Source organism: uncultured Sphaerotilus sp. (genome assembly GCF_963924895.1).
GTDB lineage: Bacteria > Pseudomonadota > Gammaproteobacteria > Burkholderiales > Burkholderiaceae_C > Sphaerotilus.
In genome coordinates, this window is the sequence record NZ_CAWURG010000010.1 from 59,274 (window position 1) to 74,543 (window position 15,270).

Here is a 15,270-nt window from a genome sequence, read left to right on the forward strand (position 1 = left end):
ACGCACACGCTGAAGACACACACGACCACCATGCCGACTGCCGCCGAGAATGCCAGCCTGCCACCGTGGCCCACCGCCTTCCGCGCACTCGTCGAACGGCGCCACACGCTGATCCTGCAAGGGCCGATGGGTTGGTTCTTCAGCGATCTGGCCGGGCTGCTGACCCAGCAGGGCCAGCACGTGACCAAGGTGCATTTCAACGGCGGGGACCAGCTCTTCTGGCGCCACGACGGTGCGCTGCGCTACACCGGCCGTCCTGAAGCACTCGCCGACTGGCTGCGCGAGCTGATGAAACGCCAGCGCATCGACGCGGTGGTGCTCTTCGGGCAGATGCGCCCGATCCACTGTGTGGCCCGCGAGGTGGCACAGGCCATGGGGGTCGGGGTCTTCGTGTTCGAGGAAGGCTATCTGCGGCCCAACTACATCACCGTCGAGCGGCGGGGTGTCAATGCACTCTCCCGGTTGCCGCGCTCGGCGAGCTTCTACGCCGAGCAGACCCAGCCGCGCCATCCGCCTCCGCTGCCCACCACCCAGAACATCCGCAGCACCGCGCTGATCGCCGCCGCCTACGGCATCGCCGCGGTGGTGATGCGGCCCTGGTACCCACACCAGCGCCACCACCGGTCGCTCAACCCGGTGGTCGAGCCGCTGCGCTGGGCGCGCAGCTTCCTGCGCCACCTGCGCTACCGGGTCCGTGAACAGGGTCTGGAAGAACGCCTGTGCAGCGCACACCTGAGCAAGCGCTGGTTCCTGGTGCCGCTGCAGGTGCAGTCCGACAGCCAGGTCACGCACCACTCGCGCTTTCCCAGCATCGAGGCCTTCATCAGCGACGTGATGACCTCGTTCGCCGCGCATGCACCCGAAGGGGTCGGCCTGGTCATCAAGCACCACCCGATGGACCGGGCCTACAGCGACTACCGGCGCCACATCCGCCATGAAGCGCGCCGGCTGAACATCCACCACCGTGTCGTCTACCTGCATGACCAGCACCTGCCGACCCTGCTGGACCACACCCGCGGCGTCATCACCATCAACAGCACGGTCGGTCTGCAGGCGCTGCACCACGGCGCGCCGGTGATCACGCTGGGCGAGTCGGTCTACAGCATGCCGGGGCTGGTCTACAGCGGCCCGCTCGCCGCGTTCTGGCAGAACCCGGGCGAGGTGGACAAGGTGCTCTACCTGCGGTTCCGTCACCACCTGATCGCCCATACCCAGCTCAACGCGAGCTTCTACGCCGAATCTCCAGCGCTCCAGGCCCGCCCGGCGGACCCGCACCAGGCCTTCCGCCAGACCAAGCGGTCCGAACTGCCCGCGGAGCTGACGCCGCGACGGATCCACGACGTGGCGGACGCCTGAAACGCCCGGACCGATCGGGTCCGCGCCGACGCTGTAGAGTTCGGGCTCTTTTGACGATTGAACCCAGGCCCAGCGCCGCCCCCGATGTCCGCTACAACAACAGCTCCCCGCCCCCTGCCCCAGCCCCGCCACGCCAGCCGCATCCCGCCCCATCTCACGCCGGAACAGGTTGACCGGATCCGTCTGGCGGCCTATCTGCTGCCCCAGGTCGTGCAACCGATCGACTACCAGATGGAGCAGAGCGCCGAGGCGGATGCGCATCTGGACGGCCTCGGCCTGATCCTGCTGCAGAAGGCGGTGCCCGGCCAGCGGCCCAGCCGCTGGATCGACCCGGCGCTGATGACGGAAGCGCTGCAGCACCTGAACGTGGTCGGCTCGGGCCAGAGCGTGCGGGCGCTGATGCTGGAACGCGCGACGACACTCGACGCGCAAGGCGTGGCCCGGCGCGGCGACGAATGGCAGCGCGAAGCGCGCCAGGGCGTGCAGCTCCACGCGCAAGGCTGGCGCCTGACGGTGACGCACCACCAGCCCGTGCCGGCCCAGGCCGTGTGGGACTTCTTCCGCACCGGAGACAAGCCGGCGCTGATCAAGGCGCTGAGCACCCTGCCCGACTACCCGCACGCTGAAGCGCTCGCCGCCCACCTGGAGCGGCTGGTCAACCGCAGCGCCGAGCTGAACCTGTGGCAGATCGGCTCGCTGCTGCCCGCGCTGCAGTCCGAGTGCGCGACCGCGCAGCCGCTCGACAGCCTGATGGCCGCCTGCACCCGGGCGCAGGACCGCTGGGAACACCGCGTCAATGAACAGGACACCATGGAGGGCCTGAGCAGCGAGCTGGCTTTCCAAGGCTACCCCGACAGCTTCCCGCAGGCCCGCCGCCTGCAGCGCAAGGTGACGCTGTTCGTCGGTCCGCCCAACAGCGGCAAGACCTGGCAGGCCTTCGAGCGCCTCGCCAAGGCCAAGGCCGGCGCCTACCTGGCGCCGCTGCGCCTGCTCGCACTGGAAGGCCGCGACCGGCTGGCCGCGCGTGGCGTGCCCTGTTCGCTGCGCACCGGCGAGGAAAGTGTGCCCGCCGACGGCGCCCGCGTCGTCTCCAGCACCATCGAGATGGTCGACACCAACAAGCCCATCGAGGTGGCGGTGATCGACGAGGCGCAGATGATCTTCGACCACAGCCGCGGCTGGGCGTGGACCCAGGCCATCGTCGCGGTGCCGGCCGAGGAACTGCTGATCATCTGCTCGGACTACGCGGTGGAAGCCCTGCGCAACCTGCTCGGCCTGTGTGGCGAGGAATGCACCGTGCAGCGTTTCGAGCGCAAGCAGCATGTCGAACTGCTGCCCGCACCGGTGTCGCTCAGTTCGCTCAAGAAGGGCGACGCGGTCGTCGCGTTCAGCCGCCGCGATGTGCTGATGCTGCGTGACCAGGCGGCAGCCAATGGCCAGATCGTCTCGGTGATCTACGGCGCCTTGCCGCCGGAGGTGCGCCGCCGCGAGGCCGAGCGCTTTGCCACGGGCGAGTCGCATGTGCTGGTCGCCACTGACGCGATCGGCATGGGCCTGAACCTGCCGGTGCGGCGTGTGCTGTTCAGCACCATGACCAAGTTCGACGGCCAGGGCGACCGGCCACTGACCGAGTCTGAGGTCCACCAGATCGCCGGCCGCGCCGGACGCTTCGGCATCCACGAGGAAGGCTTCTGCGGCGTGCTGAAGGAAGCCGAGCCGACGGCGCTGCGCACGCTCAAGGCGCTGCTGCCCAAGGTGCCCAAGGCGCCGCGCGACTTCAAGGCGCCGGTCGCGCCGAACTGGTGGCACATCGACACCATCGCCAGCCGGCTGGGCAAGAACCGGCTGCGTGACGTGCTGGGGATCTTTGTCGAACAGCTCCAGCTCGACAACGCCCACTTCGCCGTGGCAGAACTCGACCAGATGCTCGACCTCGCCGCGCAGCTCGATCTGGTCGCCGGCAACCTGCCGCTGCGCCAGCGCTTCGTCTATGCGCAGGCGCCGGTGGACACGCGCACCGATGCGCAGGTCAAGCAGTTCCTGGAATGGGCGGGGCACCACGCCAAGTCCGGTCAGGCCGGCGCCGCGTGGTTCCTGAACGATGTGGACGAGCACAGCCGCCTGGAACGCATGGAGCAGACGCTGCGCACCTGCACGCTGTGGCTCTGGCTGGACCTGCGTTTCCCCGGCATCTACGGCCAGGTGGACGAGGTGGTGGACCTGCGCGCGCGGCTGAACGACGGCATCGAGCGCCAGCTCAAGGCCAAGAAGCCGCTGTGGCAGGCCCGCGGCGGACGCCGCGGATGAGGCTCAGCGCGGCCGGTCGGCCATCGCCTCGCCGAGGCGGATCGGCCCGGCCGGCTGCCACGCCGGATTGAACGCCAGCGCCGCCCCGGCGCCCGGCGCGTCCTTCGGGAACAGCATCACCACGGTCGAGCCGAGCAGGAAGCGCCCCATCTCCTCGCCCTGCTTCAGGCGGATGTCCTGGTCGGCATAGGTCCAGTCGCGCAGGTGGCCGGGCCGCGGCGGGTTCACCAGCCCGTGCCAGACGGTGGCCATGCTGCCGACGATGGTGGCACCGACCAGCACCAGCACGAACGGCCCGCGCGGCCCCTCGAACACGCACACCACCCGCTCGTTGCGCGCGAACAGACCCGGCACGCCGCGCGCCGTCGTCGGGTTGACCGAGAACAGCTCGCCGGGCACGTGGATCATGCGCAGCAGGCGGCCGTCGCAGGGCATGTGGATGCGGTGGTAGTCGCGCGGGCTGAGGTAGAGCGTGGCGAAGAGGCCGTCGTCGAACTGCCTGGCCAGTTGCGCGTCGCCGCCGACCAGCGTGGTCGTCGAGTAGCGGTGGCCCTTGGCCTGGAAGACCTGGTCCCGCTCGATGCGGCCGACCTGGCTGATCGCGCCGTCCACCGGGCAGATCAGCTCGGCCTTCGCCAGCGGGCGGGCGCCGGGTTTCAGCGCGCGGGTGAAGAAGTCGTTGAAGCTCTTGTAGCTGGCGATGTCCGGGTTCAGCGCCTCGGCCATGTTGACGTTGTAGCGGCGCACGAAGCGGCGAATGATGCCGGTCGTGACGGCGCCGCGCTCCTTGCGTGCCACCCAGCCGGCGAACGTGGTCAGGGCCTGCTTGGGGAGGAGGTACTGGGGCAGGACGGCAAGACGGTCGGACATGGCGCGGGAGGGGGCTGGCGTGAGGGCGAGCCATTGTAACGACGGCTTGGGGCTTGAAATTACGTGGCTTCGCCGCTCAGGCCGTCGGTGCGGGCGGGGCAGCCCGCAGTGGTAATGCAGGGCGGAGTCAAGTCGAATGTAGCCCGCCGAGAGGAGACAACTATTTAGTGCCTCTGTCGATTACGGCTGGAGCGCGTTGTACTAGCTTGATGTTGCCACCCAAGTACATGTTAATAGCCGCCTCCGCTGCCTTTTCTGCCAACCCGACCACCATTTGTTCCAGCGCAGGATTTATTTCCGACTTTATTTCTGTTCTCTCAGGCACCAAATGAGGACTGAACGCCGGTATCCCATTTACCAAGAGTTGATATTGATACCCACTGACAAATTCATGTTTTTTATTGAACAAACTCTTGTCTTCCGTAATTTTTACGTATGGACAAATCTTCACAGTAAATATCTTCGTCTGCAACTCATATTCTGCCCGAAGTTTGGCGCGAGCATCCGCCGCCACACCTTCAATTTGCATCATGTGATGCTTACTCAACTCTTCGCGGAGATTCGTCAGTTCAGTCAAATGGTCTCGCTGTTTTTCCGCCTGTCCCAAGAGCCGGCCTTCCTCGAACCCGACTTGCTTAGAAGCCCGGACGGCATCAGATTTTGCGATTTCGATCTGATTTCTTTCATCTAGAAACTCTCGCTCCTTGACGTGTAGCATTTTTTCCAGATCACGTATCTCCTCAGTAAGCTTCTGGATTTCCGTTGCATTACCCTGCGTTTTCCTGCTCCACAGATACCAGAAAAAAATTATCGATACCACCAAAGTAGCTAACGCTCCAAATATAGAATCAACACTCAGCATCGTCATGAAATAGCTCTATAGAAAACAGGTTCCGTTATACGACATCAAAAATGCAGGATGCCACCTCAAAACGGGCGCCAGCATACACCAACTCACGATTTCGCTTGCGCGCGAGAGACGTTTTTCAAGCTTTACGCAGGCAGCACGCCGGTTATTCGACCAGCACCAGCCCCACCGGCAGCGACTCCCCGAACAGCGCCTGCTCGTCCGCCGCATCGAGCTGCACCACCTCGCGCACCATCGCCGACCAGCTCGGTGCCGCGCCGCAGGCGGCCAGCCGCGCCAGCACCTGCGTGCGGCGGTCGGGATCGAGGTCGCGCACGCGGTCGCCGGTCATGCGGGCGAGTTGCGCGCTGGCGAAGGCGGCCATGCGGCGGCGTTTCCAGTCGAGCGCGAGCAGCGTGTCGATCCAGCGCGCCGCGACCTCCGCCGACACCACGCCGTGCGCGCTGCCGTGGAAGGGCTGGCGCGCCCCGAGTCGGCCGACCGCCCACAGGCGCAGCTCGTCGCGCTCGGGCGTGGCGTGGGCGATGGCCGCGGCGTCCGGGGTGAAAGGTTGCAGCAGCCAGTCGCCGACCTCGGCCTTGTGCTCGGGCGGGATGCGCTCCAGCGCGGCACCCAGGCGGACCATGTCGTCGTGGCCGCCCTTGACGAGGCCGGGCGGCTTCGGGGGCAGCGGCGCACCGGGGTGTTCCGCGGCCTGCAGGTTGTAGCCGAAGTCGTCGAGCAGCCGCAGTTGCGCCGCCTCGGGCAGACCGCCCGCCACGCGCCGCCACAGCGTCCACCACTGCGCGGCGACCTGTGGATCGCTGCGGTGTTCGGCGCCGGCGTCGAAGATCGTCCAGACCTGCTCCACCCGCCACGCGTCCAGCGGATCGCCGAAGCCGGGGCGCAGGCACCAGCCGGCCAGGTTGAGCCACAGCCGCTCGTGGTCGGCCGAACGTCGGCGACCGCGGGCGCGCTGCCACAGCACGTCGAACAGCCGGCGCGCCAGCGGGCGGGACCAGCGGTCGCGGTGGCCGAGCAGGTGGTCGATCTGCACGCGCAGGCCCTTGATGTCCTTGGGCGCGAGCTTGTGCGTCTTGGCGCCGAAGACGCGGTCGAGCAGCGCGATCGCCTCGGGCAGGCGCGGGGCGATCTGCGCGTCCGTCTGCACCGAGGCGAGGACGGGCGCATCGCCGGCCGCACCAGCGGCGGGGCGGAGCTGGAATTCGAGCTGCCAATGCTGCGCCGGGTCGTCGACGCTGACGCAGCGCACGTCGAGCGTGCCGACCTCGGCGAGCGTGGCCTCCAGCCGGACGGGCAGGTCGCGGCGGCCCGCGGTGGCGGCGGTCGGAGGGATGACGGTGGCGATGGGCGGCAGGGTGTGCAGCGTGTCGGCGGCGAGCGTGCAGACCGCGCCAGCGGCGGGGGGCGCGCCGGTGTCGGTGGTCGAGGTCGCGAGGTGGAAGCGCACGGGCTGGCCCAGGCGCAGCGCGAAGGTGCGCTCGGCCAGCGCCAGCGTACGGCCCGGCTCGCTGCCGCGGGGCAGCAGGCAGACCGCCCGCACCGCTGCCGCTGCATCAGCACCCGCCCCACCCCCGTCATCCTCGCGAATGCGAGGACCCACGCCTGCCACCGTCCTCTCGCCGAGTGGGTCCCCGCTTTCGCGGGGATGACGGGAGGTGGGGCGGGCGGGATCGAGCAGCAGGAACACGCTGCGCGCCGCCCCGCCGCCGATGCGCGGCGCCCTGCCCTGCCGCGCCAGCGCGTGCGCCACCGCGCCGCGGGCGACCGCCACGTCCGGGTCGTCGTTGTGCAGCAGCCGCGGCGCCACGCCACCACGCCAGTCGGCAAGCGTCTGCAGCAGCCGCTCGGCCAGCGCGTCGGCGCGGAACACGCCGCCGTTGAGCAGCACCGTGTCCGGCAGCGCGGCGTCCGGCGCCAGGTGCTGCTGCAGGAAGCTGGCGAGCTGGCGCGTGATGGCCGCGTCGCTCGCGTACGGCAGGCCGAACTCGACCAGCCCGCCGCGCGCGCGCCGCGCCGTCTCGTGCCGCCCGACCCGCGGAAAGAAACCATCGACCAGCAGCGCCTGCACCTCGTCGCGTGACAGGTCCACCGACTGCGCTTTGCCGATCAGCCGCGAGCCGCCGCCGAGCAGCGTCACCGTCACGCGCTCCGGCGCGTCCGCGGCGAGCAACTGCTCCTTGGCGACGCGGCAGCGGGCGATGAGCTGCGACAGCCGCGCACTCGACAGTGGCGCCGCCGTGCCGCCCGCCGCCTCGGCCAGCCGCCGCTCGACGAGGTGCGCCAGCGCCAGGTCCATGTTGTCGCCGCCGAGCATCAGGTGCTGGCCGACGGCGCTGCGGCGCAACGTCGGCAGGCCGCCCGGCTGGTCCGGCGCGCCGACGTCGATCAGCGAGAAGTCGGTCGTCCCGCCGCCCACGTCACACACCAGCACGCGCCGAACGCCGTCCAGCGCCGTGGCCAGCGTCTCGCGGTGGCGGAAGAGCCAGTCCTGGAAGGCGGCCTGCGGTTCCTCCACCAGCGTCAACGTCGGCAACCCGGCCAGCCGCGCGGCCTGCAGCGTCAGCGCCCGCGCCGCCTCGTCGAAGGACGCAGGTACGGTGAGCACGACGGTCTGTTTGTCGAGCGGGGCGTCGGGATGGGCGTGGTCCCAGGCGGTGCGGACGTGGGCGAGGTAGGACGCGCTGGCCTCGACCGGCGAGACCTTGGCGACGCTGTCGTCCGCGCCCCAGGGCAGGATGGACGCCAGACGGTCGGCGCTGGGGTGCGAGAGCCAGCTCTTGGCGCTGCTGACGAGGCGGCCGGGCACCTGCGCCCCCATCTGGCGGGCGTGGTGGCCGACGAAGGGCGCCTCGTCGAGCGGATGGAAGCGGACCGACGGCAGCAGCGGGCGGGCGAACCACTCGCCCGGGCCCGTCCACTGGGGGATCTCGAACAGCGTGATCTCGGCGCCGCCCGCGCGGGCGCTGGCGACCACGGTGTGGGTGGTGCCGAGGTCGATGCCGACGAGGAACGGCCCGGAAACTGCCATCACCTCGACATCAAGCAGCCGTGGACTGGCCGCGCATGTCGAACTCGACCTTCCAGCGCTCGGTGCCGCCGACGGGGACGGCGGCGAGTTCGAGCGTGCCGGCTTCGGTGACCCCCGCGTGCAGGGTCACGGCGACGACCTCGCCCGGCGTGCGGCCCTGGGCGGGCAGCGTGGCCTGGATGTCGCCGACGTCGTGCAGCTCGTCCGGCGACCAGAAGTCGAGCAGCGTGCCAGCCACGTCCTGCCGGCGCACCGACGAGCCCATGAAGCGGAACTGCACCGGCGCCCCCACGACCAGCCCGAACGGCTGCGCGTCGATCGCGACATCGCTGCCCTCCTCCATGCCGAAGGGCGCGACGCACAGCGCCTGCATCGGCGCCTCGAAGCCCGGTACCGCGGGCATCGACGACTCGACCGCGACGTAATACGCCTGCGCCGTGCCACCCCGGATGCGCACGCCGCGGCCACTGCGCACATGGCCGTAATACGCCGCACCCCGTGCCACCGCCAGATCGAGGTCGGCGCCGTCGAGCTGCCGCGCTGCCGGAGCGCCGTCCTCGGCGAGCCAGGCGTTGAGCGTGTCCAGCGTGCGCTGCGCGAGCGGACCGGCGCGGAAGACGCCGCCGTTGAACAGCACCGCGGTCGGGTGCAGGAAGCTGGCGTCTTCGGGCTGCCGTGCCGCGAGGCCGTCCAGCTCGGCCAGCGCGCCGACCTGCCGGGCGAGGAAGGCGGCGAGGTGGCGGCTGATCGCGGCGTCCTGCGCATAGGGCAGGCCGAGCTGCGTCAGGCCGATGCGCGGCTTCTGCACCGGGCGGGCCGAGGCGGGCACCTGCGGGAAGAAGCCTTCGAGGATGATGGCGCTGACCTCGGCGCGGGTCAGCTCGGTGCGAATCGTGCCGCCGATGAGCTTGGAGCCACGGCTGGGCACGACCAGCGGCTGCGCGGGCGCGTCCGGGTCCGACAGCAGCACTTCCTTGGCGGCGCGGCAGGCCAGCGTCAGGGCGCGCATCTGCCAGGCGTCGAGCGACTTGCCCTCCGCGGCGAGCTTGCGCGCGACGGTGTGCGCCAGCGCCAGGTCCATGTTGTCGCCGCCGAGCAGGATGTGGTCGCCGACCGCGACGCGGGTGAGTTCGAGGTTGCCCTCGCGCTCCAGCACCGCCATCAGCGAGAAGTCGCTCGTGCCGCCGCCGACGTCGATCACCAGGATCACGTCGCCCGGCTTCACCGCCTTGCGCCAGGCGCCCTGGCTGGTCTGGATCCAGCTGTAGAGCGCCGATTGCGGCTCTTCCAGCAGCGTCACCGCACCGTAGCCGGCCTCGCGGGCAGCCTCGGCGGTCAGCTCGCGGGCGGCAGGATCGAACGACGCGGGGATCGTCACGGTGACGGTCTGCGCGTTGAACGGCGCCTCGGGATGGGCGTGGTTCCAGGCCTCGCGCAGGTGCGCCAGATAGCGCCGCGAGGCCTCCAGAGGCGAGACACGGGCGATCTCGGCCGGCGCGTCGGCGGGCAGGATCGGGCCGCGGCGGTCCACACCGGGGTGGCACAGCCAGCTCTTGGCGCTGGAGACGAGGCGGATCGGCGTCGTCGCGCCGCGCTGGCGGGCCATCGTGCCGACCGAGCCGCCCTGCTCCTCGCCCCACGGCAGGCTCAGGTCGCCCGCGGCGAGTTCGTCGGCGTGTGGCAGGTAGAGGAAGGACGGCAGCAGGTCACGCGACTCGACCGTGCCGGGCGCGGTCACCTGCGGCACCGACAGCACGCCGTGGACGGTCTGGTCGCCGTCGCGGGCGTCTGTGGCGGCCAGATCGACCCAGGCCAGCGCGCAGTGGGTGGTGCCCAGGTCGATGCCGAGGCTGTAGCGGGGGGCGTTGTTCGACAGATCGGCGCTCACAGCTCCACCTCCGCCTGCGCGACGATGGCCGCGTCGTGGTGTTCGGCGCGCTGCGGCAGCCGCACCTCGGTGACGCGCCAGCCGCGGTGGCTGAGCGTGCCGGTGAACGGGGCCTGGCCGACGACGTTGCCGGTCAGACGCACGGCGCTGGCGTCGAAGCCGGCGGGCAGCGTGATGCGGCGGCCTTCTTCTTCGGTGCGCACCGGGGCGAGCGTGAAGTGGGCCTTCAGCACCTTGCGGCAACCTTCGTGCACCAGTCGGGCAGCGGCACCGACATCGGCGTCGGCGTGGCCGGTCAGGTCTTCCTGCACGAAGTCGATCAGGCGGGCCTCGCGCTGGAGCAAGCCGAGCAGCTGCAGCGCGGCGTCGGGCGTGGCTTCTTTCAGCGTGATGATCTGCGGAGGAGGCGGCGGCGGCGGCGGTGGCGGCGGCGGTGGGGCCACGGGGGCCGGTGCAGGTGGCGCGACCGGCTCGGGTGCAGCCACCACGGGTTCGTCGGCCGCGAGGTAACGCTGCGCCAGCTCGCCGCTGAACAGCACGCTGAACGCCATCGACAGGCGGCGCAGGAAGGACGGCGGCGGGCTGGTAGTACGGTGGGGACTCGGCATCGGGACACTCGTCGCTCGTGAAGAACAGCAGGACCGGTCGGCAGCAGACGGCGACGAGGCGCACGACGCTGCCCTGACCGGAAAGACAACCGGCAGATTCTATCGACGAGGAACCTGTGGACCGAGGGTTTCTCCGAGCCCGGCGCGCAAGGCGATGCAACGGCGGTGCCGTTCTGCCCCGCCCGCGCGACCTGCGTCAGCGGCCGTTGGCGCGCCGCTCCGCTCCCAGGCAGGACGGCGCGCAGACAAGTTGCTGCCGGCCGAGGATCGCCTTGCTGTGCAGCAACTCGCGCGCACGCACCTTGCCGCAGACCGAGCAGGTCCAGGCCCTGGGATTGAAAGTGTCTTCCAGCGTCTGCGCCGCCGATGGCGATTGCAGATCAAGGGCTGGGACATCGGAGCGATCTGGTAATGGATCCGGGCTCGGTCCCGACGAACGCCCATGCCCTGCGGCGCCCGTGAGACTCGATTCGTTTTGCATCCCTTCCTCCTTGCTGAACTGTTTTGGCCCTTATACATTCATTTACAGATAAATTGCCTTGAGCCAACGCACCAGATCCTGAAACATCAGGGTTCAAAAACAAACCAGCCGACCCGCCCTTGCGAGGAATCGGAAAGCCGTGCCATGAAGGCCGCGGATTCCCGCTCGGCCAGCCTGAAATCAAATTCCACCTGCGCACCGTGGCGCACCTCGCCCAGCGCCGCACCTGCCGCCGTCAGTTCGCGCCGGACCAGACCCTCCAGCGCATACGGCACGGTGCAGCGCAGCGGTCGCATCCGCAGCAGCGGCACCTTGTTGGCCCCGACGAGTGCCTGCGCCACGGCGTCGGTATACGCCCGCACCAGGCCACCAGCGCCGAGCTTCACACCGCCGAAATAGCGCACCACCGTCGCCAGCACGCCTTCGAGGTCCTGGTGACGCAGGACATCCAGCATCGGGCGCCCGGCGGTTCCCCCGGGTTCTCCGTCATCGACCGCCGCGGACTGCCCGCCCGCCATGAGAGCCCAGCAGACATGGCGCGCGCCCGGGTGTTCCTTCCAGAGCGCATCGACCACGGCCTGTGCGCTGGCGCGGTCTGCAATGGGTTGCACGCAGCCGATGAATCGGCTCTTCTTGATGATCAGTTCGCTGTGAACCGGGGTGGCGAGGGTGCTGGACATGCTCCCCCATGGTATCGCCGGCCGTCGACAAGCGGTAGTTATGCACGGTATCTGGCAGGACCTCGCTTGCTGTGCCACAGACCCCCTCATTTGAAGGTGTACCGCGAGGTACCGCGGTGGCTAGCATCGCGCTCCTTTTTCAGAACTGCCATATATCACAACACGATCATGCTGCTGACCGACATGACGCGCCCGCTCCTGTTGTCCGATTGCCCGCCGCCGGTGTCCCTGCCCGTGAAACCGACCACCAAGCCCGCAGTGACCCGTGTGGTGATCGAACCCGCCCAGTTGCGGGACTGGTCGAGCATCTGCCGGCTCGTGGCCCGGAACTTTCCGCTGCAGTCCGAGGAAGGCATGGGCTACTGGCTGTGTCACCAATTGCCCTATTTCCAGGTGGCGCGTCTGGATGGCCGGGTGATCGGGTTCCTGCACGCCCAGCCGCGGCCGGACAGCAACACGCTGTGGATCAACCTGCTGGCCGTGGATGAACAGCACCGCCACTGCGGCGTGGGTCACCAACTGGTGATGCAGTTCGAGTCGATCTGCCGGGACTGGCATTGCGCGCACATCGGGCTGCAATGCGTGCACACCAATGTCGCTGCGCTCGGCCTGTACAAACGCCATGGTTATGCGCGGCTGGACGAGTCGCTCAACGAATGCGGCCAGCCCGTGGTCATCCACCGCAAGACCCTGGCGGTGAGCGACGCGTCCTCCAGTTGCCCGCGTCCGCCGGTGCAACTGGACGGCCGCCTGAAGCGCATGGCCTACCGGCTGTTCTACCTCGCCTGGTTTCGCAGCCGCTCACCGATGCAGGGCTGAAACGCCGGTTTCGGCGCTGCGGCGCTGGCCGGCGGGCCGCGGCCCGGCCGATGTTGTGTAATCTTTCCCTTTCGGGTCAGATTGCGAACAGAGGTCTTGGATGTCGAGTGTGCGGGGGCAGGAAGCGGGACGGAAAAGGCGCATCGCCGAGGTGATCGGGGCGCAGATCGAGCCGATCACGCGCTTCAGGGGTGCCGACCTCAAGGAACTGGCACCAGACCTCGAATCGGGCGCGGAGCTGGTCGTCACCACCCGGCAGCGCGTCGATCTGGACATCGAGACTGCCGACCACGCCGGCCGCCTGCCCGACGGCATCTCTGCACGGCCGGACACCGCCTCGGTCGAAGCCGAGTTGCAGCACCGACTGGCCACCGCCGAATCCGCCGCCACCACCCGCATCCAGCAATGGGCGACGGAAGAGCCGGGACGCTACCGGCGCCTGCTGCCCGGCGGCAGCTTCCTCGGCGACCGCCTGGACGACACGATCGGCACCGAGTGGCCCTGCACCACCTGCGGCCAGCGCGGTCGACTCGCCTGTGCGGGCTGCTCGGGCAGCGGCGGGCAGACCTGTCCCGACTGCCAGGGCCGCCGGCACGGGGCCTGTCGGCAATGCCGCGGCCTCGGGCGCATGGCCTGCGGGGTCTGCGAAGGCCGGGGCATGGTCAAGGCCAGCACGGCACCCGAGACACCCGACGCCCCGGAAACCCTGGTGCCCTGCGCCGCCTGCAGCCAGGGCTGGTTGCGCTGCGCAGGCTGCGAAGGCCGGGGCGAACAGGACTGCGCCCGCTGCGCCGCCTCCGGCCGGATCGTCTGTCCGGATTGCCAAGGGCAGCAGGAACTCGACTGCCCGGACTGCGCCGCCACCGGCTGGCACCACCGCTGGGGCCGGCTGCGCGAGCGGGTGGAGGTGGAAGACCTGCTGGAAGTCCACCACCCGGAGTCCGCCGTCGCCGCAGCCATCACCGCCCGTTTCACCGATGTCGCCACGCTCGACGAGGCCTGCACGCTGGAGCAGGTGCGCTACACCACGGCACCGCTGGCGGTGCAGGCCGTGCAGCGCCTGCGGCTGCCGGTGCGGCAGGCGCAGTTGCAGGTCGCCGGGCAGCCGATGCAATTCACCGCGCTGGGCCCGGCGCTGGAGATCGTCGACTACCAGCAGGTCGCCGCGGTGCTGCTGGCGCACGACCTCGGCACGCTGGAGAAAAACGTCGACGGCAGCGGACGCCACCTCGGCGACGCGCTGCAGCGCTTCCTGCAGTCGCCACTCAACCTGGACATCGCCGCACGCACGCCGCTGGCAGACATCGTCCGCCAGTACCCGGGCATGGTCGACGAGGCCTACCAGACGCACGCGCTGCAATCGGCGCAGCGCGCAGTCGAACGGCTGTGGCTGCAACGGGTCTGGCAGCCGCGGCTGGTCTGTCTGGCGGGCATCGGCGTGGTGTCGGCGCTGCTGCTGGCGCTGGGCAGCCCGCACGTCGGGGTGGTGGGTGCTGCGGCGCTGGCGGCAGGACTGGGCATCGCCGGCTGGGTGGTCGCCGACTGGCAGGCGCGCCGCGCGCTCGCGCGCTCGCTGCAGGTCGAGCGGAGCGACCGGCTGCTGCGGCCGCTGCGCCAGTCGGCGACCGTGCGACGCTGGCAGATCACCTCGCTGGCCGCCGCCGTGGTCGTGGCATTGGCGGGGGCTGGGGCCATGTCACGGCTGCCGCATGTCCGGCAGCAGGCCGAACAGCGCCTCGCCGCCACCGCCTTGCAGCAGGACGTCGACACCTGGCTCGTCAGCGACGACAAGGACTACCGGCTGCGGCACTACCCCGCCGCGGACGCGCTGGCGCAGGCGGTCGAGCGCATGCCGGTCGAGCCACGCGTCCGCCTGGTGCGCGCCTGGCAGCTGCTGCTGGGGCCGGACGGCCTGACGCCCGATCCGCGCGGCGCGGAACGCCTGCTGGAGGGGCTGGACGACGACCCGGCCCTGGCCACCTCGGTCGTGCTGGCGCGGGCGCGGGCCACGCTGTGGCTGCGCAGCCGCTCGGTCAGTGCCCTGCAGACCGCGGCCACCGCGCTCGAAGGGCTGCCGGAGCCGCGCTCGCCCGAGGCGCTCTACACACTCGCCCTGGTGCAGCTGACGCCGACCATGGCGGGACGCAGCGGCGGCCTGTCCTCCGGCATCGACACACTGCAGCAGGCCGCCGACACGGGCCACGCCAGCGCCTGTTTCGAGCTGGGCCGCCGGCTCGGGGCCGGGGCTGGCCTGCGCCGCGATCTCGTTGCAGCACGCCGGTATCTGGGCTACGCCGAGTCGAAAGGCGTCCCCGGTGCCGCGAAGGAGCTGGCCGCGCTGCGCTGAGCAGCCCGGCCCACC

General features: G+C 69.9%; 11 protein-coding genes. 4 read left to right on the plus strand and 7 right to left on the minus strand.

Annotation, left to right across the window (positions count from 1 at the left end):
* Positions 1–30 precede the first annotated feature (30 nt).
* Both AABN02_RS03815 and AABN02_RS03820 read left to right on the plus strand, forming a co-directional pair.
* Positions 31–1,356, plus strand: coding sequence for a capsular biosynthesis protein (locus AABN02_RS03815; protein ID WP_338413589.1), 1,326 nt, complete (start codon positions 31–33; stop codon positions 1,354–1,356).
* An 84-nt stretch (positions 1,357–1,440) separates the two neighbouring features.
* Positions 1,441–3,663: a helicase-related protein gene (locus tag AABN02_RS03820; RefSeq protein ID WP_338413590.1), complete on the plus strand. Its 2,223-nt coding sequence runs from the start codon at positions 1,441–1,443 to the stop codon at positions 3,661–3,663.
* Positions 3,664–3,666: 3 nt separating this feature from the next.
* Here AABN02_RS03820 and asd read toward each other — a convergent pair whose 3' ends face one another.
* From asd to AABN02_RS03855, 7 genes are all read right to left on the minus strand, one after another.
* The gene (asd, locus tag AABN02_RS03825) at positions 3,667–4,533 is read right to left on the minus strand and encodes an archaetidylserine decarboxylase (protein WP_338413591.1); all 867 of its coding nucleotides are present in this window, start codon (positions 4,531–4,533) and stop codon (positions 3,667–3,669) included.
* 160 nt (positions 4,534–4,693) lie between these two features.
* Positions 4,694–5,401, minus strand: coding sequence for a hypothetical protein (locus AABN02_RS03830; RefSeq protein ID WP_338413592.1), 708 nt, complete (start codon positions 5,399–5,401; stop codon positions 4,694–4,696).
* 145 nt (positions 5,402–5,546) lie between these two features.
* Positions 5,547–8,432 (minus strand): Hsp70 family protein, encoded by a 2,886-nt coding sequence (locus tag AABN02_RS03835; protein WP_338413593.1) that lies wholly within the window; start codon positions 8,430–8,432, stop codon positions 5,547–5,549.
* Between the two features lie 10 nt (positions 8,433–8,442).
* Positions 8,443–10,320, minus strand: coding sequence for an Hsp70 family protein (locus tag AABN02_RS03840; RefSeq protein WP_338413594.1), 1,878 nt, complete (start codon positions 10,318–10,320; stop codon positions 8,443–8,445).
* Positions 10,317–10,928 (minus strand): DUF2760 domain-containing protein, encoded by a 612-nt coding sequence (locus AABN02_RS03845; protein ID WP_338413595.1) that lies wholly within the window; start codon positions 10,926–10,928, stop codon positions 10,317–10,319. Before AABN02_RS03845 ends, AABN02_RS03840 begins: the two co-directional genes overlap by 4 nt.
* Before the next feature lie 196 nt (positions 10,929–11,124).
* Entirely contained in the window at positions 11,125–11,409 is a 285-nt protein-coding gene (locus AABN02_RS03850) for a hypothetical protein (protein WP_338413596.1), read from the minus strand.
* Between the two features lie 86 nt (positions 11,410–11,495).
* Complete coding sequence (locus tag AABN02_RS03855) at positions 11,496–12,089, minus strand: YigZ family protein (protein WP_338413597.1); 594 nt, start codon at positions 12,087–12,089, stop codon at positions 11,496–11,498.
* Positions 12,090–12,257: 168 nt separating this feature from the next.
* On the opposite strand from AABN02_RS03855, the gene AABN02_RS03860 reads away from it, so the two are divergent.
* Complete coding sequence (locus tag AABN02_RS03860; RefSeq protein ID WP_338413598.1) at positions 12,258–12,908, plus strand: GNAT family N-acetyltransferase; 651 nt, start codon at positions 12,258–12,260, stop codon at positions 12,906–12,908.
* Positions 12,909–13,008: 100 nt separating this feature from the next.
* The gene (locus AABN02_RS03865) at positions 13,009–15,255 is read left to right on the plus strand and encodes a hypothetical protein (RefSeq protein ID WP_338413599.1); all 2,247 of its coding nucleotides are present in this window, start codon (positions 13,009–13,011) and stop codon (positions 15,253–15,255) included.
* The last annotated feature ends 15 nt before the right edge of the window (positions 15,256–15,270 follow it).

Excerpts from the sequence above, each read along its gene's own strand:
- AABN02_RS03860 (WP_338413598.1), top strand. The coding sequence starts at position 12,258 with ATGCTGCTGACCGACATGACGCGCCCGCTCCTGTTGTCCGATTGCCCG.
- AABN02_RS03820 (WP_338413590.1), top strand. The coding sequence starts at position 1,441 with ATGTCCGCTACAACAACAGCTCCCCGCCCCCTGCCCCAGCCCCGCCAC.
- AABN02_RS03850 (WP_338413596.1), bottom strand. The coding sequence starts at position 11,409 with ATGCAAAACGAATCGAGTCTCACGGGCGCCGCAGGGCATGGGCGTTCG.
- AABN02_RS03835 (WP_338413593.1), bottom strand. The coding sequence starts at position 8,432 with ATGGCAGTTTCCGGGCCGTTCCTCGTCGGCATCGACCTCGGCACCACC.
- AABN02_RS03830 (WP_338413592.1), bottom strand. The coding sequence starts at position 5,401 with ATGACGATGCTGAGTGTTGATTCTATATTTGGAGCGTTAGCTACTTTG.
- asd (WP_338413591.1), bottom strand. The coding sequence starts at position 4,533 with ATGTCCGACCGTCTTGCCGTCCTGCCCCAGTACCTCCTCCCCAAGCAG.
- AABN02_RS03845 (WP_338413595.1), bottom strand. The coding sequence starts at position 10,928 with ATGCCGAGTCCCCACCGTACTACCAGCCCGCCGCCGTCCTTCCTGCGC.
- AABN02_RS03865 (WP_338413599.1), top strand. The coding sequence starts at position 13,009 with ATGTCGAGTGTGCGGGGGCAGGAAGCGGGACGGAAAAGGCGCATCGCC.
- AABN02_RS03855 (WP_338413597.1), bottom strand. The coding sequence starts at position 12,089 with ATGTCCAGCACCCTCGCCACCCCGGTTCACAGCGAACTGATCATCAAG.
- AABN02_RS03815 (WP_338413589.1), top strand. The coding sequence starts at position 31 with ATGCCGACTGCCGCCGAGAATGCCAGCCTGCCACCGTGGCCCACCGCC.